We start from the raw sequence: 12748 nt of genomic DNA on the forward strand, positions 1-12748 counted from the left end.
AACAATACCAATAAAATTTGCACGGAGACTTGCCATGAGTGCGCCCGACACCCTCGTTCCCAAAGCCACGGCTCGCCCGGGACCCTTCGATTGGTACCACAACATCAATAAGCAGGAACGTCGTACGTTCTGGAGCTGCAAGATCGGCTATGGCCTGGACGGCATGGACACCCAGATGCTCAGCTTCGTGGTGCCGACCCTGATTGCCATGTGGGGCATTACCACTGGCGAAGCCGGGCTGATTCACACCAGTACCCTGATCGCCTCGGCCATCGGTGGCTGGGTGGCGGGGATTCTCTCCGACCGCATCGGCCGGGTGCGCACCCTGCAACTGACTGTTTTGTGGTTCGCCTTCTTCACCTTTCTTTGCGGCTTCGCCCAGAACTACGAACAATTGCTGATTGCACGCACATTGATGGGCTTCGGCTTCGGCGGCGAGTGGACGGCCGGCGCGGTGCTGATCGGCGAAGTGATCCGCGCCAAGGACCGTGGCAAAGCCGTCGGCATGGTGCAATCGGGCTGGGCGCTTGGGTGGGGAATGACGGCGATTCTGTACGCGCTGCTGTTTTCGGTACTGCCGCCGGAAGACGCCTGGCGTGCTCTTTTCCTCCTTGGCATCGTGCCGGCGATTTTCGTGATCTTCGTCCGTCGCTTGGTGAAAGACCCGGAAATCTACCGCGAAGCCAAAGCCAGGCAAGAGCCAGGCAACCCAGCCAAGTTCTACGAGATCTTCGCCCCGGGCATTCTTTTCACCACGATCCGCGCGTCGATCCTGACCACCGGCGCCCTTGGCGGTTATTACGCGATCACTTCCTGGTTGCCGACGTTTCTGAAAAACGAACGGGGCTTGAGCGTACTCGGCACCGGTGGCTATCTGGCCATGGTGATCGTCGGGTCCTACGTCGGATACGTGATCAGCGCGTATTTGACTGACATCCTCGGTCGTAAAAAGAACTTCATTCTGTTCGCGGTCGGCTCGTTCACCATTGTTCTGCTGTATACCCAATTGCCGGTCAGCAACGGCGTGATGCTGTGGCTGGGGTTCCCCTTGGGCTTCTTCGCTTCGGGGATCTTCAGCGGCATGGGTGCGTTTTTGACCGAGCTGTTTCCGACGCGGATTCGCGGTTCGGGCCAGGGTTTTTGCTACAACATCGGTCGGGCATTGGCGGCGTTGTTCCCGCTGTTCATCGGCTTGCTCAGCCAGAAGGTGCCACTGAGTGTGGGAATCGGCGCCTTCGCGGCGGTGTCCTACGGGGTAGTGATCCTGGCGGCCCTGAGCTTGCCGGAAACCCGTGGCAAGCAACTCGACGCTCAATAACCGGATGTCCGGTAACTGATAATCTGAGGGACATATGTCCTTCAGCTAAGAAGATAAAAGCCTACAGGAGTGTTCACCGTGAACCGCCTGCTATTGAACTGCGACATCGGCGAGAGTTTCGGTAACTGGACCATGGGTCTGGACGCCGAGGTCATGCCCTTCATTGATTGCGCCAACATCGCCTGCGGCTTCCATGCCGGCGACCCGAGCATCATGCGCAAGACCGTCAGCCTGGCCTTGAGCCACGGCGTGCAGATTGGTGCTCATCCGGCCTATCAGGATCTGGTGGGATTCGGTCGTCGCTCCATGGCGTACACCGCTCAGGAACTGCAGGACCTGTTGCATTACCAGATCGGCGCCCTCGACGGCATTTGCCGGGCTCAGGGCGGGCGGGTGAGTTACGTCAAGCCCCACGGCGCGATGTACAACGACATGATGGCCAACCCGGCGCAATTGCGCGCAGTGATTCAGGCCGTGGCGGCCTACGACCGGACGCTGCCATTGATGCTGATGGCGACCCGCGACAACCGTGCTGCGCAGCAATTGGGCGATGAATATGGCGTGACGTTGTGGTTCGAAGCCTTCGCCGATCGCGCTTACGACAGCGCAGGCAGGCTGGTCTCGCGGCAACTGCCGGGCGCCGTACACCACGATCCCGAGAAAATCATCGAACAGGCGCTGATCATTGCTCGCAGTGACAACCTCACCGCCAGCGATGGCAGCGCCTTGCACTTGCAGGCCAATACCTTGTGCGTACACGGCGACAACGCCAGTTCGGTGGCCGCCGTGCAGCGCATTCGCGAAGCCTTGAATCAGCAGAGTGCATCATGAAGCCACGGGTAGAGGTGGTGGCGCTGGATTGCCTGATGGTGCGTTTGTTCGATGAAATCAGCGAAGCCAACATGCCGTGGATGCTCGCGGCCAGCGAGGGTCTGCGGGAGGCGTTCGGAAACCATTTGATCGATCTGGTGCCGTCCTACACAACGTTGATGGTGCATTACGATTTGATGGCACTGAATCCGGCCCAGGCGCGGGAATTGATCGCTGAAGCCTTGATCGATCTGTCGCCCAACGCTCGGGCCAAGGGTAAATGCCATGTATTGCCGGTCTGGTACGACCTGAGTGTTGGTCCGGAACTGACCTTGCTGTCTCAGCGCAGCGGATTAACGATGGAAGAGGTGATCCACCGCCACAGCGGACGCGAGTATCAAGTGTTCGCGTTGGGCTTCGCACCGGGGTTCGCCTTCATGGGATTGGTGGAGGAGGTATTGGCTGCACCGCGTATGAATACTCCGCGCAAAAAAGTGGCTGCCGGCAGTGTCGGTATCGCCGAACGCCAGACGGCGGCTTATCCGGTGGTGTCCCCCGGCGGCTGGAACCTGATCGGCCGCACTCCGGCAAAATTGTTCGACCGCGAGCGCGACGGCTACAGCCTGATGCAACCGGGCGATACGGTGCGCTTCGAAGCGGTCAGCCATGCCGAGTTCATCAATCTGGGCGGTGATGACACACCGTTGGAGGCCCTGGCATGAGCCGACTGACGATTGAAGCAAGTACACCGCTGTGCCTGTTGCAGGACGCCGGGCGATTTGGCGTGCGGCATCTGGGCGTGACCCAGGGCGGGGCAGCGGATTGGCGATCGATGTCGTGGGCCAATTGGCTGCTGGGCAATGGGCTGGATGCGTCGGTGATCGAAATCACCCTCGGCGGGTTTACAGTCGTTGCCCAGGAAGATTGCGTGCTGGCGTTGGCCGGGGCGGATCTGGGGGCGCGGGTGGATGGCGAGGCATTGGCGCCGTGGCGCAGTTTCAGGCTGAACAAAGGTCAGCAATTGCAATTCACCCAGCCGCGGCTTGGCGCTCGGGCTTATTTGGCGGCCCCGGGCGGATTTGATGCGCCCAAGGTGTTGGGCAGTAGCGCAACGGTGGTCCGTGAGGAGCTCGGTGGGCTGGATGGCATGGGGCGGGCGTTGGCCAAAGATGCGCAGTTGAGCTATTCGGGAAGCTCGCTGTTACTGCTGCGGGAGTTGGCGCACGAACAAGTGCCGGACTTCAAACTCAATGCGCCGCTGGACCTGGTGCTCGGTGCACAGATCGGCGAGTTTAGTGGACAGAGTCTGTTCGACGCGTTCAACAGCGTCTGGACCCTCGACAGCCGCGCCGATCGCATGGGCATTCGCCTGTTGGGAACGTCGTTGCAGTATCAGGGCCAGCCGATGATTTCCGAAGGCATCCCGCTGGGCGCGGTTCAGGTGCCGCCGGACGGGCAGCCAATTGTGCTGCTCAATGATCGGCAGACCATAGGCGGTTATCCGCGACTGGGGGCGTTGACGCCGTTGGCATTGGCGCGATTGGCGCAGTGTTTGCCGGGGGCGAAGGTGCGGTTGAAGCCGGTGGTGCAGGATGTCGCTCATCGGGAACACGTTGAGTATTTGCGGCGGTTTTTAGGCCGCTAAAGCATCGCGGGCAAGCCCGCTCCCACATTTGATCTCCAGCGGACACAGAGTTTGTGTACGACGAATATCCAATGTGGGAGCGGGCTTGCTCGCGAAGGCGGCATCACAGACAACAACAATCTTTACTTGGACAAAAACCGCATCCCTTCCTCCAACCCCCGCAACGTCAGCGGGAACATCTGGTCATCAATCAAATCCCGCACGATGTTAGTTGATGAGGTATAGCCCCAGGTGTCTTTCGGGTACGGGTTGATCCAGATGAGCTTCTTGTACTTTTCCTTGAAGCGCTGCATCCACACGTAACCGGCTTCTTCGTTCCAGTGCTCGACACTGCCACCGGCCTGGGTGATTTCATAGGGCGCCATGGCGGCGTCGCCGATGAAGATCACTTTGTAGTCGGCGCCGTACTTGTGCAGCAGGTCCTGGGTGGCGGTGCGCTCGGAGGTACGGCGCATGTTGTTTTTCCACACCGATTCATAAATAAAGTTGTGGAAGTAGAAGTACTCCAGATGCTTGAACTCGGTCTTGCAGGCCGAGAACAGTTCTTCGCAGATCTTCACGTGGGCGTCCATCGAGCCGCCGATGTCGAACAGCAGCAACAACTTGACGGTGTTGCGGCGCTCCGGACGCATCTGGATGTTCAGCAGCCCGGCATCGCGCGCGGTGTGGTCGATGGTGCCGTCGATGTCGAGTTCTTCGGCTGCGCCCTGACGAGCAAATTTACGCAGGCGCCGCAGGGCGACCTTGATGTTGCGCGTGCCCAGTTCGACCGAATCGTCGAGGTTTTTGTACTCTCTCTGATCCCAGACTTTGACCGCTTTGCCTTGACGCTTGCCGGCATCGCCGACCCGAATGCCTTCCGGGTTGAAGCCACCGGAGCCGAACGGGCTGGTGCCGCCGGTGCCGATCCACTTGTTGCCGCCGGCATGGCGTTCTTTCTGTTCTTCCAGGCGCTTCTTGAACTCTTCGATCAGCTTGTCCAGGCCGCCGAGGGACTGGATCGCGGCCCGCTCTTCATCGGTCAGGGAACGCTCGAATTCCTTGCGCAGCCAGTCTTCCGGAATCAACGCCTGGAGGTGGTCGTCGAGCTTTTCCAGGCCATTGAAGTAGGCACCGAACGCCCGGTCGAACTTGTCGAAATGCTTTTCGTCCTTCACCAGAATCGCCCGTGACAAGTAATAGAACTCGTCCATGTCGGCGAAGGTCACGCGCTGTTTCAGAGCGTTGATCAGGTCCAGCAACTCACGTACCGAGACCGGCACCTTGGCTGCACGCATTTCATTGAACAGGTTGAGCAGCATGGCTATCGCCTCTCTCTATCGGGGCTTAGCGAGAGCCGCGACGGCTCATGAACGCCAGACGCTCAAGCAATTGCACGTCTTGTTCGTTCTTCACCAAGGCGCCGGCCAGTGGCGGAATGGCCTTGGTCGGATCGCGCTCGCGCAGCACCGCTTCACCGATATTGTCGGCCATCAGCAACTTCAGCCAGTCCACCAATTCCGAGGTCGATGGCTTCTTCTTCAGGCCCGGCACCTTGCGCACATCGAAGAACACGTCCAGCGCTTCGCTGACCAGGTCTTTCTTGATGTTCGGGTAGTGCACGTCGACGATCCGTTGCATCGTGACGCGGTCCGGGAAGGCGATGTAGTGGAAGAAGCAGCGGCGCAGGAAGGCGTCCGGCAGCTCTTTCTCGTTGTTGGAGGTAATGATGATGATCGGGCGCTTCTTGGCCTTGATGGTCTCGTCGATCTCGTAAACGTAGAACTCCATCTTGTCGAGTTCTTGCAGCAAGTCGTTGGGGAACTCGATGTCGGCCTTGTCGATTTCGTCGATCAGCAGAATCACCCGCTCTTCAGACTCGAACGCCTCCCAGAGCTTGCCCTTTTTCAGGTAGTTGCGAACGTCGTGGACCTTCTCCGTACCCAGCTGCGAGTCCCGCAGGCGACTGACCGCGTCGTACTCGTACAGGCCTTGGTGGGCCTTGGTTGTGGACTTGATGTGCCAGGTAATCAACTTGGCGCCGAAGGATTCGGCCAGTTGCTCGGCGAGCATGGTCTTGCCGGTGCCTGGCTCGCCCTTGACCAGCAGTGGCCGTTCCAGAGTGATGGCGGCGTTGACCGCCAGCTTCAGGTCATCGGTGGCGACGTAGGCCTGGGTGCCTTCGAACTTCATCTGCTAATCCTCGAACGGTAACGCCGACCTGAACGAGGCAGGGCGGGGCGCAATAATTGTAGTACCCGACTATAACGCGCTGCCCGGTCGACTGTGAACGCAGACGGCTTATTCAGTCTCTGAATGGGGCGTCACATCTTGACTTGGTCTCGGCTGCTGGCCAGTATTGAGCTATCGCCATTTTGGCGATAGCTTGCTGGGTATGTCTACTAAATACCGATTTCGCGATACGTACCGCATTCAGTTGCGCGAGAAGGATCATCCGCCGCCCCATGTGCATCTGACCGGTGGCGGGCTGGATGTGATGCTCAGCCTGGTAACTGTCGAAGTGATGATGGGCAAGGCACCGCCGCTGATTATCAAGGAAGCGCTGGAGTGGGTCAGGGCCCATCAGGTGCAATTGCTGGAGGATTGGAAACGATGTTACCCATGAAACGACCACGGCTGTCGGCTGTGCAGGTACTGCCGGATTACCGCCTGGCGCTGACCTTTATCGATGGCCAGCAACTGAGCATCGATTTAAGTCGCGACCTGCGTTCGTACCCGGGGTTGCAACCATTGCTGGAGGACCGTGCTTTTGAAGGCGCAGCCTTGGGGGACGATGGCTGGAGCGTGGAGTGGCCCGAACTGGATATCCAGATTGGCGCAGACACGCTGTATCTGGATGCTCTTGCGCAAAATGCGGCAGATGAAAACACCCGTATTTTCATCGATTGGCGTGCTCGCACCGGATTGCCGCTGAATCAGGCGGCCGAAGCGCTGGGCGTCAGTGCCCGCAGTATCAGTCGCTACAGCAGTGGCCGTGAAGCTGTGCCGCGGTCATTGGCCCTGGCTTGCCTGGGCTGGGATTTTTTGCAACAGCAATTAAACCCGGCACGAGCAGCAGAAGAAACCGGTCGTTACACCGTCACACGCAAATCCTAGTCCGTATCCGGCTTGGGTCGTTCGTACTGCGCATTGAACGCCTGGATAAAACCATTACGCAAAATCTGCAAAAAAGCCTCGAATGCGCTGATATCTTTCTGATGCACGCTGCCTCTGAGCTGGACGCGCGTCGCGAACTGGTTTTTTGGCTGATTCTTCAACACATTCTCGGTGCCACCGACGAGTGCTTCCCAGATGGAGCGAAAAATCCCTTTGTCTTTGTTCTCCACGTCCTGTTGCCAATCGAACACATCAACGTCGCGCAATAGCGGCTTGATGTAGCCGGTGAGTTGACCCTTGTTGGCTTCGGCTTCGATGACCAGGTCGCCATGGCCGGAATTGAAGTCGAACTTGCCGTAGGCCGCGGCGAAGTCGTTCATGCGTTTGAGTTCAAGGTTCTTGGCGCGCAGGCGGAACTCGAAGTCCTGGAAGTCGCTCAGCGGATCGAAAGTCGCTGTGGTTTCCAGTGGCGCATGCCCCAGCAGCAACGCCTTGCCGTCGAAACGGGCGTCGCGTTTGCCTTTGGTGTCGACCACATTGGTCAGGTTGTAAATGCTGGCATTAACCTGGGTGGCATTCATGTTCACGGGCGGTTTTGAATTGAAGTTTCGAAAGGTGACCCGCCCGTCGTTGATCCGCACTTCGTTCAGGGTTATCGGCAGCAATTTTTCCAATTGTGCCCGCCAGTCGGTGCCCTGACCGGTCTGGGAGTTTTTCTTGTTACCACCATCGACGAAGTTCACCTCGGGTTTGTCGAACTGCGCCTCGGCCACCACGGCGTGGTCATACCAGAGCGAATGCCAGCTGACGGACAGGTCGATCAATGGCGCGTTGACGAAAGGCACCGGAACCTTCCCGTCGACCTTGACGATTTTCAGTCCATTGATTTTGTAGGCGCCTCGCCACAGGGCCAGGTCTACGTCGGTGATCTGCCCGCGGTAGTCACCCATGTTCGCCAATCTTTCGTTGAGGTAATCGCGCACCACGTAGGGCAGGGCAAGGTGCAGGGCAACCAGCAGTAGAACGAGGCCGGCGAGGGTCCACAGGGGCCAACTGTATCGACGCTTCATGGCGGCAAATCTCTTGCGGTGTAAAGCGATTGACTGCTCTGGTAACCGGACGTTCGACTGACTGGACGACCACGGGTAACAGGCATACCTTGGAGGGCTAATTCAACGCGGTATAAGGACCCAGCCATGAGCCGTATTTTCGCTGACAACGCCCATTCCATTGGCAATACGCCGCTGGTGCAGATCAACCGTATTGCTCCGCGCGGTGTCACCATCCTGGCCAAGATCGAAGGGCGCAACCCGGGTTATTCGGTCAAGTGCCGGATCGGCGCGAACATGATCTGGGAGGCCGAAAGCAGCGGTAAACTCAAGCCCGGCATGACCATCATCGAACCGACTTCGGGCAACACCGGCATCGGCCTGGCGTTCGTTGCCGCCGCCCGCGGTTATCGACTGGTATTGACCATGCCGGCGTCCATGAGCATTGAGCGACGCAAGGTGCTCAAGGCCCTTGGCGCCGAACTGGTGTTGACGGAACCGGCCAAAGGCATGAAAGGCGCGATCGAGAAGGCCGCCGAAATCCTCGCCAGTGATCCATCGACCTACTTCATGCCGGCGCAATTCGAAAACCCGGCCAACCCGGCCATCCACGAAAAAACCACCGGGCCGGAAATCTGGAATGACACCGACGGCGCAGTCGACGTACTGGTGGCGGGCGTCGGGACAGGTGGAACCATTACCGGGGTTTCGCGGTATATCAAGAATACCCAGGGCAAACCGATTATCTCGGTGGCGGTGGAGCCGTTGGTGTCTCCAGTGATCACCCAGGCGATGGCCGGGGAAGAGATCAAACCGAGCCCTCACAAAATCCAGGGCATCGGCGCTGGTTTTGTGCCGAAGAACCTGGATCTGTCGATGGTCGATCGGGTCGAGCTGGTCAGCGACGATGAGTCCAAGGCGATGGCCCTGCGCCTGATGCAGGAAGAAGGGATTTTGAGCGGTATCTCGTGCGGCGCCGCCATGGCGGTGGCTGTGCGGCTGGCCGAAACCCCGGAAATGCAGGGCAAGACCATCGTGGTAATCCTGCCCGACTCGGGCGAACGCTACCTGTCGAGCATGCTGTTCAGTGATCTGTTTACCGAGCAGGAAACTCAGCAATAAAGATCAAATGATCGCAGCCTTCGGCAGCTCCTACAGATGTGTACAGGAACACGGTCGATGTAGGAGCTGGCGCAGCCTGCGATCTTTTGATCTTGTTTTTTAATCCGGTGTGAGAGGGGGTCGATTCATGTCAGCCCCCGTTCAGGAACCTTGTGTTAATAAGGGGTTATTGCGTAATTCTTAACACTGAATGTTGAGTCAGGTGGGTTTTCCCCGAGGCCGGTAATGTTGATAATGGCCGACTGCCACGTCGGGTAAATGGCGTTGTGCAAAGTTACCTACTATCAAGGAGTTGTAGATGAGCTTTTCCTTCGTCGCGAAGGCTTCGGTGTTGTTGCTGTTCCTCGGCAGCACGCTCTATATGCACTTGCGTGGCAAGGCGCGTTTGCCGGTCCTGCGTCAGTTCGTCAACCACTCGGCTCTGTTTGCACCCTATAACGCCTTGATGTACCTGTTTTCCGGTGTACCTTCCAAACCCTACCTGGACCGCAGCAAGTTCCCCGAACTGGATGTGCTCAGGGACAATTGGGAAGTTATCCGCGACGAAGCCATGCACTTGTTTGACGAGGGCTATATTCGCGCCGCCGAAAAGAACAACGACGCCGGTTTCGGTTCGTTCTTCAAGAAAGGCTGGAAGCGTTTCTACCTCAAGTGGTACGACAAACCATTGTCATCGGCCGAAACCTTGTGCCCGAAAACCGTGGCGTTGGTCAGCAGTATTCCCAACGTCAAAGGCGCCATGTTTGCGTTGCTGCCCGCTGGCAGTCACCTCAACCCGCATCGCGATCCGTTCGCCGGTTCTTTGCGTTATCACTTGGGGCTGTCGACGCCGAACTCCGATCATTGCCGTATCTTCGTCGATGGTCAGGTCTATGCCTGGCGTGATGGGGAAGACGTTATGTTCGATGAAACCTACGTGCACTGGGTCAAGAACGAAACCGGGCAACCCCGGGTCATCCTGTTTTGCGACATCGAGCGACCGATGAGCAACCGCCTCATGACCCGTATCAACCGCTGGATCAGCGGCTTGCTGGGGCGCGCCACTGCACCCCAGAACCTTGACGATGAACGCGTTGGCGGGATCAACCAGGTCTATGCCTGGAGCAAGTGCTTCAGCGACAAATTCAGCGGTGCGGTCAAACAGTGGAAGCGTCGCAATCCCAAGGCCTACCGCGTACTGCGGCCGGTGCTGGCGGTGGTGGTGTTGACGTTGTTGGGGTATTGGCTGTTTGGTTGAGGGCCGGCCACGGGATGAAAAGCCGCTCCTTGGGGGTAATGCCAGTCAGTTAAGCGCAATCCCTGTGGGAGCGGGCTTGCTCGCGAAGACGGCGGCACAGTAAACATTGATGTCGCCTGACACACCGCCTTCGCGAGCAAGCCCGCTCCCACAGGGATCGTGCCAGACTCTTAGTCATTGCAATCCATGTCATGCGCTGGTTATAGTCGGCCCTCGGTGGTTTCCTGAACCACCATTTCATCCATCAAAAAAGATCAGCCCATGCCAGCTTCCCCCATCAACGCGGTAGTCGATTCAGCGGTCAACGCTGGCGTCGTGCCGTGCGGGAATCAGCAGCCTGCGCAGATCAGTCATTACCCCCCACCTGTCAGTAGCTCGCCGGTGTGCGCAGTCGTATCACCGCCAGGCGTTGGCTTTTCGGGCTGATCAGCTTTTCTGCTGTTCCCATGCCCGTCTGAAAAAGCGCCCGCCTGAAAAAACTACTGAATTTCAGCCTCGGCTGAGTTGGCTTTTTGCCTGACTACAGGTGGTATTCATGTTTGTCCTTTCGAAAAAATCCGCGCTCGCGGCGGCGTCCACGAGCCTGTTCGTTTTGCTGTGGAGCAGCGGGGCGATCTTCTCCAAATGGGGCCTGGCCCATGCATCACCCTTTGCCTTTCTGCTGATTCGCTTCGCCATTGCCTTGTGCGGGCTGGTGCTATTGATGCCGTTGCTCAAGCTGAAACTGCCCAAGGGCGGCAAGCCGATGTTGTATGCGATGGCCACGGGTGTGGTGTTGCTGGGCGCTTATCAGATTTTCTATCTGCTGGCCCTGGACCTGAAAGTCACGCCGGGCGTGATGGCAACCATCATGGGTGTTCAACCGATTCTCACCGTAGTGATCATGGAGCGGCATCGATCAATAAGCCGGATGTTCGGTCTGGCGCTAGGCTTGGCCGGATTGATCATGGTGGTCTATCAGGGCATCGGTCTGGCTGGCATGTCGTTGGCCGGGATGCTCTTCGGTCTGTTGGCGCTGGCGAGCATGACGTTCGGTTCGATCATGCAGAAACGCATCACCGACAATCCCCTCGGCACACTGCCGGTGCAGTACCTCGCCGGGCTGTTGTTGTGCGGGGTGTTTGTGCCGTTCCAGCCGTTTCACGTCGAACACAGCACCGGGTTCATCGTGCCGGTGTTGTGGATGGGACTGGTGGTATCGGTGCTGGCGACGCTGCTGCTGTATCGACTGATTGCACGAGGCAATCTGGTGAATGTCACCAGCCTGTTTTACCTGGTGCCGGCGGTAACGGCGGTCATGGACTACCTGATTTTTGGCAACCGTCTGGCGGCGTTGAGCATGCTCGGCATGCTGCTGATCATCGTCGGCCTGGTGTTTGTGTTCCGTAAGAGCGCTTGAAACCGAAAGGCCCGGGGCATGAGCTCCGGGCCTTGTTTAACTGGCAGCCACCTCAGCCGTCTTCACCACCGCTGGCTTCAACACCAGCCACAACGCCACCGCAATCAACACCCCGCCATAAAGGTGCGCCATCGACAGCGGCTCATCCAGCAACAGCGCCCCCCACAACACACCAAACGGCGGAATCATGAAGGTTACGGTCATGGATTTCACCGGGCCAACCGAAGTCAGCAAACGGAAGTAAATAATGTAGGCAAAGGCCGTGCAGACCAAACCTAACCCCAGCAACGACAACCAGACATTCCAGCCGCCCCAGCTCGCCGGTGGCTGGCTGATCACGCTGTAGCCAAACAGCGGCAGCAACAACAACGTCGCGCCGAGCATGCTGCCCAGCGCCGAAAGGCGACTGTCGAGGCCGCCGGCATGGTCGAGCCAGCGTCGGGCGAGGAACCCGGCAAAGCCATAGCAGGTGGTGGCCATCAGGCACGCCAGTGCGCCCATCAGCAGTTCCATGTTGAACGCCACCGGACCCGCACGGGTGAGGATGCCGACGCCGAACAGGCCGAGAAATACTCCGCCCAACTTGGCGGCGGTGAGTTTTTCATGGAAAAACAGGCCGCCGATCAGCACCCCCATCAAAGGCGTGGTGGCGTTGAAAATCGCCGAATAACCGGCCGGCAGCACTTGGGCGGCCACAGAGTAGAGGGTTGCTGGAATCCCGGAGTTGATCAGCCCGAGCAGCATCACCGTCTTGAGTTTGCCTTTGAAATCCCAGCTGATGCGCATCAGCCCAAGGATCACCAGTAGCCCGACGGCGGCAATCGATACGCGAAAAAAAGCAGTGGGGATTGTGCCAATCACTGGGGCAATAACGCGCATGAACAGAAAGCTCGCACCCCAAATGGCGGCAAGCGACAACATACGCAGGATATCGACGGGGTTCACAGCACTTTCCTTCCTTGATTGGCGCGCAAGTGTCGCGCCAGTCAGGGCACAAGGCAATGGTTGCGTTGCGTCACGCAGGGCCACTAAGCTCAGGCTCCAACGATAAGAACAGCCGCCGAGGTTTTAC

The 12748-nt window shown here is 58.4% G+C and carries 13 protein-coding genes; 9 read left to right on the plus strand and 4 right to left on the minus strand.

Annotated features, from left to right (window positions below; all coding sequences use genetic code 11):
- Window positions 1-34: 34 nt before the first annotated feature.
- The 4 genes from TU81_RS06245 (at window position 35) to TU81_RS06260 (ending at window position 3773) form a co-directional block, all read left to right on the plus strand.
- A complete protein-coding gene (locus TU81_RS06245) occupies window positions 35-1318 on the plus strand; it encodes an MFS transporter (protein WP_038979365.1) in 1284 nt (427 codons plus the stop codon).
- A 78-nt stretch (window positions 1319-1396) separates the two neighbouring features.
- Window positions 1397-2149 (plus strand): 5-oxoprolinase subunit PxpA, encoded by a 753-nt coding sequence (locus tag TU81_RS06250; protein WP_038979366.1) that lies wholly within the window; start codon window positions 1397-1399, stop codon window positions 2147-2149.
- On the plus strand, window positions 2146-2850 hold the full coding sequence (gene pxpB, locus TU81_RS06255) for a 5-oxoprolinase subunit PxpB (protein ID WP_048394084.1): 705 nt from the start codon (window positions 2146-2148) through the stop codon (window positions 2848-2850). The genes TU81_RS06250 and pxpB overlap by 4 nt, the downstream gene beginning before the upstream one ends.
- Window positions 2847-3773 (plus strand): 5-oxoprolinase subunit C family protein, encoded by a 927-nt coding sequence (locus TU81_RS06260; protein WP_048394086.1) that lies wholly within the window; start codon window positions 2847-2849, stop codon window positions 3771-3773. Before pxpB ends, TU81_RS06260 begins: the two co-directional genes overlap by 4 nt.
- A gap of 122 nt (window positions 3774-3895) precedes the next feature.
- Here the strand turns inward: TU81_RS06260 and TU81_RS06265 are convergent, their stop codons facing one another.
- Both TU81_RS06265 and TU81_RS06270 read right to left on the minus strand, forming a co-directional pair.
- Window positions 3896-5074 (minus strand): vWA domain-containing protein, encoded by a 1179-nt coding sequence (locus TU81_RS06265; protein WP_038979369.1) that lies wholly within the window; start codon window positions 5072-5074, stop codon window positions 3896-3898.
- A 25-nt stretch (window positions 5075-5099) separates the two neighbouring features.
- Window positions 5100-5945: an AAA family ATPase gene (locus TU81_RS06270; protein WP_038979370.1), complete on the minus strand. Its 846-nt coding sequence runs from the start codon at window positions 5943-5945 to the stop codon at window positions 5100-5102.
- A 202-nt stretch (window positions 5946-6147) separates the two neighbouring features.
- Here TU81_RS06270 and TU81_RS06275 point away from each other — a divergent pair, with 202 nt between their 5' ends.
- Complete coding sequence (locus TU81_RS06275; protein WP_038979371.1) at window positions 6148-6378, plus strand: DUF4160 domain-containing protein; 231 nt, start codon at window positions 6148-6150, stop codon at window positions 6376-6378.
- On the plus strand, window positions 6366-6869 hold the full coding sequence (locus TU81_RS06280; RefSeq protein WP_038979372.1) for a DUF2442 domain-containing protein: 504 nt from the start codon (window positions 6366-6368) through the stop codon (window positions 6867-6869). The genes TU81_RS06275 and TU81_RS06280 overlap by 13 nt, the downstream gene beginning before the upstream one ends.
- On the opposite strand, the gene TU81_RS06285 is transcribed toward TU81_RS06280, so the two are convergent.
- Entirely contained in the window at window positions 6866-7939 is a 1074-nt protein-coding gene (locus TU81_RS06285) for a DUF748 domain-containing protein (protein WP_038979373.1), read from the minus strand. The two genes, TU81_RS06280 and TU81_RS06285, sit on opposite strands and share 4 nt — an antisense overlap.
- Window positions 7940-8065: 126 nt before the next feature.
- Between TU81_RS06285 and cysK the strand changes: the two genes are divergently transcribed.
- The 3 genes from cysK to TU81_RS06300 all read left to right on the plus strand — a co-directional run bounded on the left by cysK (window position 8066) and on the right by TU81_RS06300 (window position 11676).
- Window positions 8066-9040: a cysteine synthase A gene (cysK, locus tag TU81_RS06290; protein ID WP_048394089.1), complete on the plus strand. Its 975-nt coding sequence runs from the start codon at window positions 8066-8068 to the stop codon at window positions 9038-9040.
- 298 nt (window positions 9041-9338) lie between these two features.
- Window positions 9339-10277 carry an aspartyl/asparaginyl beta-hydroxylase domain-containing protein gene (locus TU81_RS06295; protein ID WP_048394091.1) on the plus strand — a complete coding sequence of 313 codons (939 nt, stop codon included), beginning with the start codon at window positions 9339-9341 and terminating at the stop codon, window positions 10275-10277.
- A gap of 535 nt (window positions 10278-10812) precedes the next feature.
- On the plus strand, window positions 10813-11676 hold the full coding sequence (locus tag TU81_RS06300; protein ID WP_048394094.1) for a DMT family transporter: 864 nt from the start codon (window positions 10813-10815) through the stop codon (window positions 11674-11676).
- Window positions 11677-11712: 36 nt separating this feature from the next.
- On the opposite strand, the gene TU81_RS06305 is transcribed toward TU81_RS06300, so the two are convergent.
- Entirely contained in the window at window positions 11713-12621 is a 909-nt protein-coding gene (locus tag TU81_RS06305; RefSeq protein WP_038979377.1) for a DMT family transporter, read from the minus strand.
- Window positions 12622-12748 lie beyond the last annotated feature (127 nt).

It is taken from the genome of Pseudomonas lini (assembly GCF_001042905.1).
GTDB classification, from domain to species: domain Bacteria; phylum Pseudomonadota; class Gammaproteobacteria; order Pseudomonadales; family Pseudomonadaceae; genus Aquipseudomonas; species Aquipseudomonas lini.